The organism is Hymenobacter psoromatis (genome assembly GCF_020012125.1).
Lineage (GTDB): Bacteria > Bacteroidota > Bacteroidia > Cytophagales > Hymenobacteraceae > Hymenobacter > Hymenobacter psoromatis.
On record NZ_JAIFAG010000001.1, the window covers coordinates 3,844,049 to 3,861,522 of the forward strand.

The 17,474-nt window shown below is 63.5% G+C and carries 11 protein-coding genes; 9 read left to right on the forward strand and 2 right to left on the reverse strand.

The annotated features are described in order from the left end of the window. The first annotated feature begins 219 nt into the window (after positions 1-219). A complete protein-coding gene (galB, locus tag LC531_RS16555) occupies positions 220-2,667 on the forward strand; it encodes a beta-galactosidase GalB (protein ID WP_223652210.1) in 2,448 nt (815 codons plus the stop codon). Between the two features lie 94 nt (positions 2,668-2,761). Here galB and LC531_RS16560 read toward each other — a convergent pair whose 3' ends face one another. Next, a complete protein-coding gene (locus LC531_RS16560; protein WP_223652212.1) occupies positions 2,762-3,688 on the reverse strand; it encodes an alpha/beta fold hydrolase in 927 nt (308 codons plus the stop codon). A gap of 220 nt (positions 3,689-3,908) precedes the next feature. Between LC531_RS16560 and LC531_RS16565 the strand changes: the two genes are divergently transcribed. Together LC531_RS16565 and LC531_RS16570 are read left to right on the forward strand one after the other, a co-directional pair. Beyond that, positions 3,909-5,153 (forward strand): DUF3298 and DUF4163 domain-containing protein, encoded by a 1,245-nt coding sequence (locus LC531_RS16565; protein WP_223652213.1) that lies wholly within the window; start codon positions 3,909-3,911, stop codon positions 5,151-5,153. Positions 5,154-5,233: 80 nt separating this feature from the next. Continuing rightward, complete coding sequence (locus LC531_RS16570; RefSeq protein ID WP_223652216.1) at positions 5,234-5,830, forward strand: DUF4202 domain-containing protein; 597 nt, start codon at positions 5,234-5,236, stop codon at positions 5,828-5,830. A gap of 58 nt (positions 5,831-5,888) precedes the next feature. Here LC531_RS16570 and cobA read toward each other — a convergent pair whose 3' ends face one another. Continuing rightward, positions 5,889-6,629: a uroporphyrinogen-III C-methyltransferase gene (gene cobA / locus LC531_RS16575; protein WP_223652218.1), complete on the reverse strand. Its 741-nt coding sequence runs from the start codon at positions 6,627-6,629 to the stop codon at positions 5,889-5,891. A gap of 324 nt (positions 6,630-6,953) precedes the next feature. Between cobA and nirB the strand changes: the two genes are divergently transcribed. From nirB to LC531_RS16605, 6 genes are all read left to right on the forward strand, one after another. Then, positions 6,954-9,458, forward strand: a complete 2,505-nt coding sequence (gene nirB / locus LC531_RS16580) for a nitrite reductase large subunit NirB (RefSeq protein ID WP_223652219.1) — start codon at positions 6,954-6,956, stop codon at positions 9,456-9,458. A 207-nt stretch (positions 9,459-9,665) separates the two neighbouring features. Then, positions 9,666-10,016, forward strand: a complete 351-nt coding sequence (gene nirD, locus LC531_RS16585) for a nitrite reductase small subunit NirD (RefSeq protein ID WP_223652221.1) — start codon at positions 9,666-9,668, stop codon at positions 10,014-10,016. Between the two features lie 107 nt (positions 10,017-10,123). Beyond that, on the forward strand, positions 10,124-11,446 hold the full coding sequence (locus tag LC531_RS16590; RefSeq protein ID WP_223652223.1) for an MFS transporter: 1,323 nt from the start codon (positions 10,124-10,126) through the stop codon (positions 11,444-11,446). 222 nt (positions 11,447-11,668) lie between these two features. Beyond that, entirely contained in the window at positions 11,669-15,175 is a 3,507-nt protein-coding gene (locus LC531_RS16595; protein ID WP_223652225.1) for a nitrate reductase, read from the forward strand. A gap of 73 nt (positions 15,176-15,248) precedes the next feature. Further along, the gene (locus tag LC531_RS16600) at positions 15,249-16,736 is read left to right on the forward strand and encodes a rubredoxin (protein ID WP_262903296.1); all 1,488 of its coding nucleotides are present in this window, start codon (positions 15,249-15,251) and stop codon (positions 16,734-16,736) included. A 33-nt stretch (positions 16,737-16,769) separates the two neighbouring features. After that, on the forward strand, positions 16,770-17,456 hold the full coding sequence (locus tag LC531_RS16605; RefSeq protein WP_223652229.1) for a precorrin-2 dehydrogenase/sirohydrochlorin ferrochelatase family protein: 687 nt from the start codon (positions 16,770-16,772) through the stop codon (positions 17,454-17,456). Positions 17,457-17,474 lie beyond the last annotated feature (18 nt).

Here is a 17,474-nt window from a genome sequence, read left to right on the forward strand (position 1 = left end):
CACGCCACTCGCCGAACCGCGTGCCTGGCCTTGCCAATCGCCCTCGCAACGCGGTGAAGCCAGCTACCCAGCCCGCAAAATATTGAGAAACAAGCCCTAGCGCCGGGCCGCCCGGCGGTAGCGCAGCCGAGCGGCCCAGCGCTGGCGGGCGGGGCAGTAACTTTCGCGGACCGCCCGCCAGCGCTCCGCCGTTGGTTCGTTCTACTTCTTCCTCTTCCCATGCACTTTGCCAAACCTTTCGCCGCCGCGCTGCTACTGGCCACCAGCCTGCCCGCCGCCGCCCAAAGCCGCCAGGAAACGCTGCTCAATACCAACTGGAAATTCACCAAGGGCGAGCAGACCGACGGGACTAAGCCCGAGCTAAACGATGCTAAGTGGCAGACGGTGCGCATTCCGCACGACTGGGCCATCACGGGGCCGTTTGATGGCCGCAACGACTTGCAAGCGGTTAAAATTGAGCAGAATAACGAGAAGGAAGCGACGCTGAAAGCGGGCCGCACGGGCGGGCTGCCCTTTGTAGGAATAGGCTGGTACCGGCGGCCGCTGACTGTGCCGGCGCTGGGTAAAAACGGCCACGCCGTGCTGCTTTTTGATGGCGCGATGAGCAACGCCCGCGTGTACATCAATGGCAAGGAAGCCATCTTCTGGCCCTACGGCTACAACTCGTTCTCGGTCGATGTCACGCCCTACCTGCGCGCCAGCGGCCCCAACACGCTGGCCGTACGCCTGGAGAATTTCCCCGAAGCCTCGCGCTGGTACCCAGGCGCGGGCCTGTATCGCAACGTGCACCTCATCACCACCAAGGGCGCGCACGTGCCGGTGTGGGGCACCTACCTTACTACCCCCACGATTACGGCCGGCGCGGCCACCGTGAAGCTGCGCACCCAGGTAGCCGCGCCGGCCGGCACCACCGGCCTGAAGCTGCAAACCGAGCTGCGCGATGCCGCCGGCCGCGTGGTGGCCACCGCCACTACCCCCGTCGCGGGGGCTGAAGTGACGCAAACCTTCGAGGTAAAAGCGCCCAAGCTGTGGTCGCCCGAAACGCCCACGCTCTACACCGCCGCCTCGAAGCTGCTGGCCGGCGCGGCGGTGCAGGATGTGTACACCACGCCGTTTGGCATTCGCTCCTTCAAGTTTGAGAAGGGCACCGGCTTTTCGCTCAATGGGCAGCCGCGCAAGTTCAAGGGCGTGTGCAACCACCACGACCTGGGGCCGCTGGGCACGGCCGTGAACGTGGCCGCGCTGCGCCACCAGCTCGTGCTGCTCAAGGACGCGGGCTGCGATGCCATTCGGACTTCGCACAACATGCCTGCGCCCGAGCTGATGACGCTCTGCGACGAAATGGGCTTTCTGGTGATGGTGGAGTCGTTTGACGAGTGGAAGTCACCCAAGGTGAAGAACGGCTACAGCCAGTATTTCGACCAGTGGGTAGAGAAGGACCTGGTGAACATGATACGCCGCGACCGCAACCACCCGTCGGCCATTATGTGGAGCATCGGCAACGAGGTGCCCGACCAGAGCACGCCCGAAGGCCCGGCCATTGCCAAGCGCCTGCAGGACATTGTGCACCGCGAAGACCCTACCCGCCCCGTAACGATGGGCATGGACCGCTTCGACGACGACTTCAAGTATGGCATCGCGGCGGTGCTCGACGTGCCGGGCTTCAACTACAAGCCCCTGCGCTACGCCGAGGCGCTGGCCAAGCTGCCGCAGGGCTTTTTGCTGGGCACCGAAACGGCCTCCACGGTCAGCTCGCGCGGGGTGTATAAGTTTCCGGTGGTGCTGGCCAAGGACCAGAAATACCCCGACCACCAGTCGTCGTCCTACGACCAGGAAGCCTGCAACTGGTCGCAGATTCCCGATATTGAGTTTACGGCTCAGGATGACCTGCCGGCCGTGGCCGGCGAGTTCGTGTGGACGGGCTCCGACTACCTCGGCGAGCCTACCCCCTATGATGAGGCGTGGCCCTCACACAGCTCGCTATTTGGATTGTTTGACCTGGCCAGCCAGCCCAAGGACCGCTACTACCTCTACCGCGCCCGCTGGAACCCCACACAGCCCACGCTGCACCTGCTGCCGCACTGGACCTGGCCCGGCCGCGAAGGCCAGGTCACGCCCGTATTCTGCTACACCAATTCGCCCTCGGCCGAGCTGTTTGTGAATGGCAAAAGCCAGGGCCGCCAGACCAAAACCACCACCGCCGACCCCCAAACCCGCTACCGCCTGGAGTGGCGCGACGTGGTGTACCAGCCCGGCACCATCAAAGTAGTGGCCTACGATGCCCAGGGCAAGGAAGCCGGCACCGAGGAAGTGCGCACGGCCGGCGCGCCGCACCACATCCGCCTCGTGGCCGACCACAGTAAGCTGGCCGCCGACGGCGAAGACCTCGCCTACGTCACGGCCCGCGTGGAGGACGCGCAGGGCAACCTCTGCCCCGATGCCACCCAGCAGTTGCGCTTCGCCGTGAGCGGGGCGGGCCGCTTCCGCGCCATCGCCAACGGCGACCCTACCTGCCTGGAGCCTTTCCAGGAGCCGCGAATGCACGCCTTTCGGGGGCAGCTTGTGGCCATTGTGCAGGCCGGCGAAACGGCGGGCACAGTGCAGGTGCAGGCGACTGCTGACGGCTTGCAGGCGGATACCATTAGCTTGCAAACGGCCAAGAAATAAGCCGTTAGAACTCAGGCTATCGCCAAAAAAAGCTATGCCAAAACCCGCTTGGCGGGTTTTGGCATAGCTTTTTTAGAAGTTAATAATCAGTTGACTAACGCGTTACCGGCTCATTAGCATTATTATAGTTGCGGCGGGGCATGTTGCCGCTCATCTCCTCCTGGTCGAAGTACGACTGCACGGGCTGGCCGTTGAGAAAGGTGAGCAGGTCGCGGTTGAGGCGGTCTTTGGAGGTGATGTTCAGGCCGTGGGGCTCGCCGTCATAGGCTACAAGCTGGGCACCGGGCACCAGCTTAGCGGCCGCTTGGGCCCCCGTGGCGGGTGGCACAATGGCATCGGAGCCGCCGTAGATGAAGAGGGTAGGCACTTTAATAGCGCCCATATCCTGGCGGAAGTCGGTTTCGCCAAACGCCTTCACGCACTGCGAGGTAGCGCGGGGCGAAGCTGGGAAGGCCAGCATGGCAAATGAGTCAAGTACCCCTTGGCTCACGGGGTGCGATAGTACACCCTGGCCGTAGAAGTTCTTGGAAAAATCTTGCAAAAAGCCGAAACGGTCTTTGCCTAGGTTCTCAATCATATCGTCGAACACGGACTTATCCACGCCCGAGGGGTTATTATCGGTTTTGAGCATGAAGGGCACTATGGCGCTCACGAACACCACTTTGCTCACGCGCGCGCCCTGGTGGCGGCTCATGTAGCGGGCCACTTCGCCGCCGCCCATCGAGAAGCCCACCAGGGTCACGTTTTGCAGGTCGAGGTGGTCGAGCACGGCCTTCAGGTCGTCGGCCAGGGTGTCGTAGTCGTAGCCATCCCAGGGCCTGGACGACTGGCCGAAGCCACGGCGGTCGTAGGCAATGGCGCGCACGCCGTGCAGCGGCAGCTCGGCCAGCTGATATTCCCAGGAAGCCCCGCTCAGCGGCCAGCCGTGAATCAGCACCACCGGGTCGCCCTGGCCATAATCGACGTAATTTAAAACAATAGCGTTGCCGTGGGCATCCTGCCCAACTTTAATAAGATTCATAAAACGTAAGCTAAAAGAAGTAAGAAAGGAAGCAACCGCGTGGTGCGAGCCACCCGTGCTGCTCTTTTTTACGCAAACCCCAAGGGAAGGGTGAACGAAAGCCGAATTTTACACGAACGGGCCCAACTTAGTGTTTTTCAAGAATAATAGCGAAGTACTTTCCGGCAGTATCGCTAGCTGACCCGACGCTGCTTGCGTCGTTTCACCCGTCTTTTGCTTCATGAAATATGCTGCCTATGCGCTGGCCGGCCTACTGAGCCTGGCCGCCTGCAACACCCCCGTCAGCCAGACCACCACCACTACTACCCCCCCGGCCCCTACCCCCCCGCTGGCGGCCGAAGTCCCGGTGGCCAGCTCGCCGGGCAGCAGCTACGGCTTGTTTCGGGGCCAACTGCCTGGTCAGGCCGACAGTGTAATGCTGCACCTGATAACCGCCCGGCAGCCGCACTACGATAACCGCGGGCTCACCATTTTGGGCAGCTACTACGGCCCCGATGGCCACCCCTATCCGCTGGGCAGCGGTGCCGGCTCCAGCCCGGCCGATAGCATCGTCTTGCACGACTACACCCCGGAGCACGGCCCTACCCCCGGCGGCGAAGGCCCCATCTGGCGGCTGCGGCGGCAAGCCGATGGCAGCCTGGCTGGCACCGTGGGTGGCCGCGCCACGCGCCTGCGCCCAGTGGCCGCGCCGGCGGGCAGCCTCAGTTTCGTAGTGCGCTGCTTTGCCGACTCGCTGGCGGCCTTGCCGCAGCAGGCGCGCTCGCCGCAGGCTCGCTTTTTTTTGCAAGCCCTAGAGCCGGTGGGCGGGCCGGCGGCCGTGCGCCAGGCTTTGCAGGCCGGCATCGGGCGCGAGCTGCGCGGTGACACGCTCGGCACCCTACCCCCCCTGGCCCTGCCCGCTCTGTTTGCGCAGCAGCGCGCGGCTTTTTTCAACGATTATCGCGCGGATGCGGCCGACGTGAAGGCTCCCACCGACACGGCCGACCTGGGCTCTTTCCGCGCCAGCCTGAACTATGAGCAGCAGGCCCAGACCTACGTGCTGTATCAGCAGCAGAGCCTGCTGAGCCTGGCGTTTTTCAGCTACGTCTACACGGGCGGGGCGCACGGCTCCAACGGCACCACGGCCGCCAGCTATGACCTGCGCACCGGCCGCCGCCTGCGCTACGCCAATATTTTTCGGCCCGAAGCCGCCCGGCAGCTGCCCGCACTGCTGGCCCAGGCCGTGCGCCCGCTGGTGGGCCTGGCCCCCGGCGCGCCGCTCGAAGAGCGGTTATTCGTGAAGAAAATGCCCGTCACGCACAACGTATTTCTAACTGCGGGGGGGGTAGGGTTCATTTATCAGCCCTACGAAATAGCTTCGTATGCCCAGGGCGAGGTGTGGGTATTCTTGCCACTGCGCCAGGTGCGGGCGCTGCTGCGCGAGGGCCTGCCGCTGCCCGCTGGGGCGGGCATGGCTGCGCGCTAGCGCCGGGCACGGGGGTAGTACGGCGTAGCTTGCGCGCCGGGGGCCGGCCGTGCACCAGTGCCCTACCCCCACTCCTGCGCATGACCTCCGACACGCCGCACCTAGCCGAAGCATTTCGCCTCTTCGACGCCGCCAACAGCGCCGACCCCACCCTCGAACCCGGCGACGACGGCCAGCCCGTGCCCAAAGAGCTACTATATGCCCAGCGCATGAGCGCCTGCCTGGCCCGCGTGGCCCCCGCCGCACCCGAGGCCGTGCGGCTGGCCGCCCGCTGCCAGCACCTTGAGCGCTGGCAGATTCCGCGGGCCGACTTTCCGATGACACGTCCCGGCTACCACCAGTGGCGCAACACGCTCAAGCAGTTTCACGCCGAGCGGGCGGGTCAGCTACTAACCCAGGCCGGCTACCCGCCCGTCGGAATAGAGCGGGTGCAGCAACTGGTGCAGAAGCTGAACCTGAAGAGCGACCCCGACGTGCAGCTGCTGGAAGACGTTATCTGCCTGGTGTTTCTGGAGCATTATTTCCTGCCCTTCGCCGCCCAGCACCCTGAGGAGAAGGTTATTGAAATCGTGCAGAAAACCTGGCCCAAAATGACCGAACGCGGCCACACGCTGGCTTTGCAGCTGCCCTTCTCGCCCGAGGCGCTGGCGCTGGTGACGAAGGCGCTGGAGCGGTAAGGCGGGGGTGAGTAAAAGAACGTCATGCAGACCGCAGGGAAGCATGACGTTCTTTTACTCACCACTCACCACCTCGCCCTACCCCCACCACGTCGCCAATGAAGATGATGGCGGGGTAGGTGATGCCGGCGGCGGCGACCAGGGCGGGCAGGTCGCGTACGGGGCCGGCCACCATTTTGCGGTGGGGTAGGGAGGCGTGCATGACTACGGCGGCGGGCGTGTCGCCGCGGCCTTTCTGGCAGTAGGTGTCGGCTATCTGGGTTATCTTCTTCATGCCCATGTAGATAACGACGGTCGAGTTGCTTTGCATGGCCAGGCGCAGGTCGGCCGAGAGCGAGCCGTCTTTTTTAGTGCCCGTAAGCACCCAGAAGCCCTCGCTCACCACGCGATGCGTGAGCGGAATATCTTCAAAGCCAACGGCTTGCATACTCGAAATGCCCGGCACGTAGTGCGCCGCGATGCCGTGGCTGCGCGCAAACAGCATTTCCTCGAAGCCTCGACCGAAAATGAACGGGTCGCCGCCTTTTAGGCGCACGATGCGGCCGCCGGCCAGGGCTTTTTCGCGGATTAGCTCGTGGATGACTTCCTGGGGCGTGTACTCGCCGTAGGGTTTTTTGCCCACGTAAATGCACTCGCAGGCGGTCGGGGCCAGGGCCAGCAGCTCCTGGTTGGCGAGGTTATCGTAGAGCACAACGTCGGCCGTTTGTAGAATGCGATATGCCTGTCGCGTCAGCAGCTCCGGGTCGCCGGGACCGGCCCCTACCACATACAGCTCGGGCGTAGCGAAAGGGTGGGCCATTAAAGATGAAGGGTAAGGCAGGGAGATAGCGGCCAGCCGCTAATAGAGCTCAGCCAATAAAGGCGCACTAAGCAGCTAACGGATAAAGTAAAAATAAATTGACCTTCAAATTTAAGGTGATTTTAGAAAAATTATCATTAATTTTCTTTAACTACCATTAGGTTTTAGGGTCTGATTCACATAAGTTTGTCAAATAAGCGCAATTATACCCCAAAATAAAAGGTCATTTTTGTAAATTTTAGAAATTACAAAAGCTTCTCTCCCTACCCCCTTCCCACCCGCCGCCTTCGCCATTTCCCTTCGTACCTTACCTAACTGGTTAGTATGGCACCGCAGCACACTCCCACCGTTGTCGTTATCGGCAATGGCATGGTTGGCTATAAATTTTGCGAGAAACTACTCGCTAAATCGCCTCATTTTAAGCTGGTTGTATTCGGTGAAGAGCCCCGCGTGGCTTACGACCGGGTGCACCTGAGCGAATATTTTGGGGGCAAAACCGCCGACGACCTCCTGATGGCACCCCATCAGTGGTACCTGGATAATAACATCACGGTGAACCTAGGCGACGCGGTGCATGATATTGACCGCGCCGGCCGGGTGGTGCACGCCCGCAGCGGCCTCGCGCAGCCCTACGACTACCTGGTGCTGGCCACCGGCTCGTCGGCCTTTGTGCCCGACATTCCGGGCGTGGAGAAGGCGGGCGTGATGGTGTACCGCACCATTGAGGACCTGGAGGAAATAAAAGCGGCGGCCGCCACCGCCCGCGTTGGTGCCGTGATGGGCGGCGGCCTGCTGGGCCTGGAAGCCGCCAAGGCCCTGCTCGACCTGGGCGTGGCCGAAACGCACGTCATCGAATTTGCTCCGCGCCTGATGCCCCGGCAGGTAGACGCGGCCGGCAGCGCCATGCTGCAACGCAAGCTGGAGGCGCTGGGCCTGCACATTCACCTCAGCAAGGCCACGTCGCACATCGGCGGCGAGGGCCGGATTGACGCGCTGCACTTCGGCGACGGCTCCATTCTGGAGGTCGATATGCTGGTGATTTCGGCCGGCATCCGGCCCCGCGACGAGCTGGCCCGGCTGGCTGGCCTGGAGGTGGGCCTGCGCGGCGGCATCGTGGTGAACGACACCATGCAAACCAGCGACCCGCGCGTTTTTGCCATCGGGGAGTGCGCGCTGCACGCCGGCATGATTTACGGCCTCGTGGCCCCCGGCTACGACATGGCCGAGGTGGTAGCCAGCCAGCTCACGCAGGGCGCACGGGCCTTCACGGGCTTCGATATGAGCAGCAAGCTCAAGTTGATTGGGGTGGATGTGGCCAGCTTCGGCGACCCGTTTATTGCGGAGCCGCACAGCCGCAGCATTGTGTTTGAGGACGCCCACAGCGGCGTGTATAAGCGCATTAACCTCAGCCCCGACGGCAAGCAGCTGCTGGGCGGCGTGCTCATTGGCGATGCCGACGCCTATAGTATGCTGCTGCAAACGGCCGTCAACAAGCTGGCCCTACCCCCTCACCCCGAGGACCTTATCCTGGGGGCGCGGGGCGGCGCGGACGAAGGCGGCGCGGGCGTGCTGAACCTGCCCGACGAGGCGCTGGTGTGCTCGTGCGAGGCCGTGACCAAGGGGGCCATCTGCGCCGCCGTGACCGAGCTGGGCGTGACCACGGTGGAGGGCATGAAGCAGTGCAACAAGGCCGGCACGGGCTGCGGCGGCTGCCTACCCCTGGTAAAAGACCTCCTCAACGGCACGCTCACGGCGCAGGGTGCCTACATCAAAAACGTGCTGTGCGAGCACTTCGACTACTCGCGCCAGGAGCTGTTTGACCTGCTGAAAATCAACAACCTGCGCACTTATGACGCGGCCCTTGACCACTTCGGCCAGGGCGACGGCTGCGAGGTGTGTAAGCCGGCGGTAGGTAGTATTCTGGCCGGCTTGTGGAATGACTTGATTGTCAGGCAGCATACCATTCAGGATACGAATGACCGCTACCTGGCCAACATCCAGAAGGGGGGTAGCTACTCGGTGGTGCCGCGCATTGCGGGCGGCGAGGTATCGCCCGAGCAGCTGATGGTGATTGGGCGCGTGGCGCAGAAATACGGCCTTTATACCAAGATTACGGGCGGCCAGCGCATTGATATGTTTGGGGCGCACGTGAGCGATTTGCCCGACATCTGGGAGGAGCTAATCAATGCCGGCTTCGAGAGCGGGCACGCCTATGGCAAGAGCCTGCGCACCGTGAAAAGCTGCGTGGGCAGCACCTGGTGCCGCTACGGCCTGCACGACAGCGTGTCGCTGGCCATCGAAGTGGAGAACCGCTACAAGGGCATTCGCTCGCCCCACAAGCTCAAGGGCGGCGTGAGCGGCTGCGTGCGCGAGTGCGCCGAGGCGCAGGCCAAGGACTTCGGCATCATCGCCACCGAAAAGGGCTGGAACCTCTACGTGTGCGGCAACGGCGGCTCGAAGCCCCAGCACGCCCAGCTGCTGGCCACCGATATTGACAAGGAAACGCTGGTGCAGTACCTCGACCGCTTCCTGATGTTTTACATCAAAACCGCCGACCCGCTGGCCCGCACCGCCGTGTGGCTCAATAAGATGGAGGGCGGCCTGGCCTACCTCAAAAACGTCGTCATCAACGACAGCCTCGGCATCGCGGCCGACCTGGAAGCCGAAATGGCGCTGCTCATCAAGCACTACCACTGCGAGTGGCGCGAGGTGGTAGAAAACCCCGAATTGCGCAAGCAGTTCACCCACTTCGTGAACGCGCCTACGGTGAAAGACCCCAGCGTCGCTTTTGCCGAAATGCGCGGGCAGAAGAAGGTGGTAGCCTGGTAGGCTCCCGCGGGGGGGCACCTCACCCCCTAACCCCCTCTCCAAAAAAGAGGGGGGACTAGATTTAGCTCTAGCATTCTCAAAACTAGCTTATTGAAGTTAAAACTAGAGCTAGTTCCCCCTCTCTTTTGGAGAGGGGGCTATGCCCCAAAGGGGTCTCGTGAGGTGCCCCGCGCAGAACAAACTAAAACTCAACTAACCAACACTATCATGGAAACCCTGACCGAAGTAACCTGGCTGCCCGTGTGCAAAACCACCGACGTACCCGCCGACGGCGGGGCCTGCGTGCTGGTGGAGGGCGAGCAGGTGGCCATCTTCCACTTTGCCCGGCGCGGCGAGTGGTACGCCACCCAAAACCTGTGCCCCCACAAGCAGCAGATGGCCCTGGCCCGCGGCCTGCTCGGCAGCACCGGCGCGGCCTGCGAGCCCAAGGTGGCCTGCCCGTTTCACAAGCGCACGTTTTCGCTGCTGACGGGCGAATGCCTGAACGGCGACGAGTGCGCCATTCAGACCTACCCTATTAAGGTAGAGGGTACTAACGTGTTTATCGGCTGGTCCTGAGTGTAGCGCGGACTCTGCGAGTCCGCGCGTTGCGCCGTTGTTCAATTGCCTCCACGCGCGGACTCACAGAGTCCACGCTACCCCCTTTTAACCAAACCAACCACTTCATGGACGCGACCCTGACCCCGACTGACCAACAGCCGCTGCGCCGGCTCCATATCCTGGCCGCGGCCGGCGTGCAGATGCGCACGTTTCACCTCACGTGGCTCACGTTTTTCTGCTGCTTTTTTGGGTGGTTCGGCATTGCGCCGCTCATGCCGCTGGTGCGCGAGCAGCTGCATTTGGATAAGGGGCAGGTGGGCAATATTGTCATTGCCTCGGTGTCGGCTACCATTATAGCCCGGATGCTGATGGGTAAGCTTTGCGACACCATTGGGCCGCGCCTGGCTTATACCTGGCTGCTGGTAATCGGCTCTATTCCGGTGATGCTCATTGGGTTGAGCAACAGCTACGAGAGCTTTCTGCTGTTTCGGCTGGCCATTGGCATCATTGGGGCGTCGTTCGTGATTACGCAGTTTCACACGTCCATGATGTTTGCGCCCAACGTGGTGGGCACCGCCAACGCGGTGGCCGGCGGCTGGGGCAACCTCGGCGCGGGCGTCGCCAATATGCTGATGCCGCTGCTAGCGGCGGGCTTCGTGGCCCTGGGCTTCACCACCAAAGCCGACTCGTGGCGCTACGCGATGGTGGTGCCGGGCGTGGTGCTGCTGCTGATGGCCGTGCTCTACTACCGCTACACCCAGGACACGCCCCGCGGCAACTACGCCGACATTCACCGCGACGCCACTACCAAGCCCAAAGGCACTTTCGGGCTGGCCATGCGCGACCACCGCACCTGGCTGCTGGCCCTGGCCTACGGTGCCTGCTTCGGCATCGAAATCACGGTGGATAACGTGGCGGCCGTGTATTTCGTGGACCACTTTGGGGCTACGCTCGTGGCGGCGGGCTTCCTGGCGGGCACCTTCGGCTTCATGAATATTTTTGCCCGCGCCCTGGGCGGCATCGTGAGCGACCGCACCGGCCGCGCCTACGGTATGCAGGGCAAGTGGCTGCTGCTAAGTGCTATGCTGGTGCTCGAAGGCCTGGGCATCGCCTTCTTCTCCCTGGCCCCGAGCCTGGGGCTGGCCATCGCGGCCATGCTGCTGTTCGCGCTTTTCCTGAAAATGGCCAATGGCTGCACCTACTCCATCGTGCCCTTCGTGAACCGCCAGGCCATCGGCAGCGTGAGCGGCATTGTGGGCGCGGGCGGCAACCTGGGCGCGATGCTGGTCGGCTTTTTATTTAAGTCCAAGGAAATCAGCTACAGTACGGCCTTTCTCTACATCGGCGGCGGCGTGGCCGTGGTGGGCGCGCTGGTGCTGCTGGTGCGCCTGGTGGCCAGGGAGGTGGGTAGGGAGGCCGCGCCGGAAGTAGCCGTGGCGCTGGCGTAGTTGCGCCCTACCCCCCTGTCTCCCTCTGGGTCACCTCACCCCCTAGCCCCCTCTCCAAAAGAGAGGGGGGACTAGCTATAGTTCTAAAAATAGAATTACTAGCTACTAAGACTAAAAACTAGTCCCCCCTCTTTTTTGGAGAGGGGGCTAGGGGGTGAGGTGCTCCGGAGGGCGACAGGAGGAGAGAGATAGAATCAAAAAGTTGAAAAGCACTCGTTGACTATGCCCATCAAAGCCCCCGCCCTGCCCTCCATTTGCTGCTACTGCGGGGTAGGCTGCGGGGTATTGATTGAGCCGCTGAAAAACGGCGACGTGGCCGTGACGGGCAACCCCGCCTACCCCGTCAATCGGGGCGCGCTGTGCAGCAAGGGCTTAAACCTGCAATACACCGTGAACGACCGCTCGGACCGGCTGCTGTACCCGCAGATGCGCTATAGCAAAAGCCGGCCCTTGCAGCGCGTGAGCTGGGACGAGGCGCTGGCGCGCACGGCCGCGGTTTTCAAGACCTTTATCGCGCAGTACGGCCCCAATTCGGTGGCATTCTACGCCTCGGGGCAGTACCTCACGGAGGAATATTACGTGCTCAATAAGCTCATGAAGGGCTTTATCGGCAGCAACAACCTCGACACCAACTCGCGCCTGTGCATGAGCAGCGCGGTGGTGGGCTACAAAATGGCCCTGGGCGAAGACAGCGTGCCGGTGTGCTACGACGACATCGAGCTGGCCGACTGCCTGCTGGTGGCCGGGGCCAACCCCGCCTGGTGTCACCCCATTTTGTGGCGGCGCGTGGAGGCCCACAAAGCTGCTAATCCGGAGACGAAAATCATCGTCATCGACCCGCGCGCCACCGACTCGACCGCGCTGGCCGACCTGCATTTGCAGCTCATTCCCGGCACCGACGTGGTGCTGAACCAGGCCCTGGCCCGCGCCTTGATAGAGAATGGCGACGTGGACCTGGCTTTCATCGAGCAGCACGCCGAGGGCTTTGAGGCCTACCAGGCCATTGTGTTTGAACGCAGTCTGGCCGAGTCGGCGCAAGTGTGTGGGGTAGGGGAGGCGGATATCCGGCTGGCGGCGAGCTACATCGGGAGCGCCAAGGCATTTTTGTCGATGTGGACGATGGGGCTTAACCAGAGCGCCGTGGGCGTGGACAAGAACCTGAGCCTGCTCAACCTGCACCTCCTCACGGGGCAGATTGGGCGGCCGGGCGCGGGGCCGCTCTCGCTCACCGGCCAGCCCAATGCCATGGGCGGGCGCGAGGTGGGCGGCCTCTCCAACCTCCTACCTGCCCACCGCAACCTGGCCAACCCGGCGCACCGCGTCGAGGTGCAGCAGTTCTGGGGCAGCGGGCCGCTGGCGGCTACCCCCGGTTTCACGGCCACCGAAATGTTTGAGGCGCTGGAAGATGGCCGCCTCAAAGCCATCTGGATACTGTGTACCAATCCGCTGACCAGCCTGCCCAACGCCCGCCAGGCCGAAGCCGCGCTGGCCAAGGCCAAATTCGTGGTGGTGCAGGAAGTGAGCAATCAGCCCACTACCCTCGCCTACGCCGACGTCATTTTGCCAGCCGCCGCCTGGGCCGAAAAAGAGGGCACTATGACCAATTCGGAGCGCCGCATCAGCCACCTGGCCAAGGTGGTGGACGCGCCCGGCGAGGCCCTGCCCGATGCCGAAATCATCTGCCGCTTTGCGCGGGAGATGGGTTTTCGCGGCTTCGACTTCCCTACCCCCTCCGCCATCTACGACGAGCACGCCCGCCTCACGGCCGGCACCACGCTGGATATTTCGGGGCTGACTTACGGCATTTTGCAGGAGCGCGGCTCGGTGCAGTGGCCCTACCGGGCGGGCCGAGCCGAGCCCGGCACGGCGCGCCTTTTCACTGACCAGCAGTTCTATACGCCGTCGCGGCGGGCGGTTATTCACCCCGTCACGGCGGCCTTCCGCAGCGAGGCGCCCGATGAGGACTTCCCGTTCATTCTCACCACCGGCCGCATCCGCGACCAGTGGCACACGATGACCAAAACGGGCCGCGTGAGCAAGCTCAAGCAGCACATTCCGCAGGCTTTTCTGGAAATCCACCCGCAGGATGCCGCCGCCCTGGGCGTGGCCGAGGGCGACCTCGTGGCCGTGACCTCGCGCCGGGGCGACGTGCGCGTGGCGGCGCGGCTCTCGGAGGGCATCCGGCCGGGCGTGGTGCTGCTGCCCATGCACTGGGGCCGCGGCCTGGGCTCCGATTTGAACCGGGCTAATAACCTGACCTCGGGCACTTTGGACCCGATTTCCAAGGAGCCGGACTTCAAGTTTTGCGCGGTTCAGGTAGTGAAGTACCGCAAGCCCCGGCAGCGCATCGTGGTCATCGGGGCGGGCGCGGGCGCGTTCGGCTTCGTGAAGTCGTACCGCGAGCTGAACCAGGACGACGACATCACCATTTTCAGCAAGGAAGACCTGCCGTTTTACAACCGCGTGCTGCTACCCGACTACATCAGCGGCCACCACGACTGGGCGCAGCTGGTGAAAATGCCGGACCACGAGGAGCCCGCCTACCGCATCGACCTGCGGCGCGGCGTGAGCGTGGAAACCATTGACCGGGACGCGAAATACGTGCTCGACTCGCGTGGCGAACGCACTGAATACGATGTGCTTATCATGGCCACCGGCAGCCGGGCGGCGGTGCCGCGCGGCGTGCCCGCGCTGCCGGGCATTTTCTCGATGCGCAGCCGCCCCGATGCCGATAATTTCAAAAGTCACCTGCCCGAAAACCCGCACGTGGTGGTAGTGGGCGGTGGCTTGCTGGGGCTCGAAATGGCCGCTTCGCTGCGGGAAATAGGGGCCAGAATCACGATTATCCAGCGCACATCGCGGTTTATGGACCGCCAGCTCGACGCGCTGGGCAGCCAGCTGCTGCAGGAAGAAATGGCCGACCAGGGCTGCGACCTCTACTTCAACGACGAGGTGGAGCTGTACTACGGCCGCTCGCGCCTGACGGGGGTAGGGCTACGCAGCGGCCGCCGCATCGACTGCGACGCCCTGCTTCTGGCCGTGGGCACGGTGCCCAACCTGGAGCTGGCCCGCGCCTGCGGCCTGGCCTGCCAGCGGGGGGTAGTGGTCGATGCGCACCTGCAAACCAGCGACCCGAGCGTGTTCGCGCTGGGCGAAATCGCGGAGTTTGCCGGCGTGCTCTACGGCATTACGGCCGCTGCCGAGCAGCAGGCGGCCGTGCTGGCCCGCTACCTCAGCGGCGACGTGGGCAGCCAGTACGGGGGTAGCACGTTTATGAATATCATCAAGATTCACGGCTTTGACCTATGCAGCATCGGCCTGCCCGAGCGGCCTAATGCAAATGATTATGAAGAGATTGTTTTCATCGACAAGGCCCAGCGCTACTACAAGAAGTGCCTCATTCACCAAGACCGGCTGGTGGGCGCCATCCTCATCGGCGACAAGGGCGAGTTTCAGGAATTCCGCGACTTAATTGCCAACAAAACCGAGCTGAGCGACAAGCGCCTGCACTTGCTGCGCAGCGGCCGCCCGGCCGCGCCGGTGCTGGGCAGGCTGGTGTGCAGCTGCAACAACGTGGGCCTCGGCAACCTGCGCCAGGCCATCGCCGCCGGCTGCGACTCGCTCCCGGAACTGTGCGCCCGCACCGGCGCGGGCACCGGCTGCGGCTCGTGCCGGCCGGAAGTACAGCGGATTTTGGAGGCGGCGGTGGCGCAGGAAGTGGAGAGTTGAGACGCTTGTCATTACCGCGCTTCGCTCGCAATAACAAGCGTCTTTCATACAAGCCTTAAATTACTCAGTGCCATTGTTCTCCACCGTCAAGATAAACCTGCCCGGCGGCATCGTGCCGGCCGGCGAGCTGCTGCTACTGCTGGAAGCGGCCGAGCGGGCCGAGGTCGAGTACGTGCAGTTTGGCCACCGCCAGCAGCTGTTGTTTTCGGTGGCGACCGGGCAGCGGCGCGGACTGCTGCACGCGCTGGGCAAGGCCGGTATTTTGGCCGAAGTGGATGCCGACGCGCATCCCAACCTCGTCAGCTCCTACGTGGTGGAGGAGGTATTTCACACCTCGGCATGGCTGCGCGAAGGCGTTTACAGGGACTTGCTGGATTTGTTTGACTACCGTCCGCGGCTGAAAATCAACCTCATAGACCGCCACCAGACGTTCGTGCCGTTCTTCACCGGCAACCTCAACTTCATCACGTCTGACATTCCCAACTACTGGTATTTGTCGGTGCGCTGGCCGCAAACCAATGCGCGCTACGACTGGCCCACGCTGGTATATTCGGAGGATATTCCGGCCCTGAGCAGCGCCGTGGAGCGGGTAATTTTAGCCAATAAAGCGCCGCTGACGGGCCAGCCGGCCGCCGATGGCGCGCTGCTGCACAGCCTGGCCAGCGCCGGCCAGCGCTTCGTGACGCAGCCCGTGCCTACCCCCCTCGCGCTGCCCGAGTTCACGCTGCCCTACTACGAGGGCTTCAACCGCTACGGCAGCAAGCTGTGGCTGGGTATTTACCGGCGCGACGAGCAGTTTGCGGTGGCCTTTTTGAAGGATATCTGCCAGGTATGCCTGCGCACGCGCGTCGGTCAGCTGTGCGTTACGCCCTGGAAATCAATTCTTATCAAAGGCATTGAGCTGACCGACCGCCCGCCCTGGGATGCCGTGTTGCGCCGCCACCGCATCAACGTGCGCCACGCCGCCAACGAGCTAAACTGGCAGGTGGAAGACCGCTGCGCCCCCGGCCTGGCCCTGAAGCACGAGCTGGTACGCCATTTTAATGAGGAAGATATTCGCACCTACCAACTCTGCTTCGTCATCAAAACCAAGCCCCAAACCGGGCTTTTCGGCTCCATCGTGGTGCGCCGCCACTTCGACAGCCTCACCCAGACCGGCCTGCACGCCGAGCAGTACGAGCTGCTGCACACCCACGACTTTAACCCTAACAGCAAGGACTTTATCAGCTTTCGCAAAAAGGTGAGCCGCGAAAACCTGCCCTGGTACCTCGCGCAGCTCTGCGACCAGTTTTACGAGCAGCAGGCCCTACCCCCCCTGGCGCCGCCCGAGCCGCCGCCTACCCCCGCCGCCGCGCCCGACCAGCCGCCGCTGCACCAGTGCCCCCGCTGCTTCACGGTGTATGACGAGGCCGATGGCGACCCGGCCCAGGGCATCGCGCCGGGGACGCCTTGGGGGGCGCTGGCCGGCTACGCCTGCCCCACCTGCGAGGCCCCGAAGGAGGAATTTGCGGCCGTGCCGACGCCCAATAGCCAGTGGCTGGCGGCCCAGCCGCAGCCGTAGCCACGCGCCCGCGTGCGGCCCTACCTTCGCGCCATGCCCGACCAAAACCCGCTTTTCCCAGCCTTTCTCAAGCTCTCTACCCTGCGCGTGCTGCTGGTGGGCGGCGGCAACGTGGGCCTCGAAAAGCTCACCGCCATTCTGCGCAGCAGCCCCGAAACGGCCGTTACCATCGTCAGCCTCACGTTTTTGAACGAACTACGCGAGGTAGCGGCCCGGCACCCGCGCCTGACGCTGGTGCAGCGCGGCTGGCTCGAAAGCGACCTCGACGCGGCCGACATCGTGTTTGCCGCCACTGACAACCCGCTGCTGCACCGCCGCATCAAGGCGGCCGCGCGCCAGCGCCGCCTGCTCGTGAACGTGGCCGACACGCCCGATTTGTGCGATTTCTACCTTTCCTCGGTGGTGCAGAAGGGCCAGCTCAAAATCGCCATTTCCACCAATGGCAAGTCGCCCACCGTGGCCAAGCGCGTGCGCGCCATGCTGGAGGAAGCCCTGCCCGAGGAACTGAACCAAGTGCTTCAGCAGATGACCGTTATCCGCGGCAAGGTGGCCGGTGACTTTGCCGCCAAGGTAAAATCGCTGAACGCCGTGACGGCCGAGCTGGCGGGGGGTAGGGCCTTCGAATCGCCGGCCACCCAGCGCTGGCGGCGAGTAGCCACCGGCTCGCTGCTGGCCGTGGGCGCGCTGCTGGCGGCGCGCCTGCTACGCCGGCCGGAATAGACTGGCAGCCATCACTTA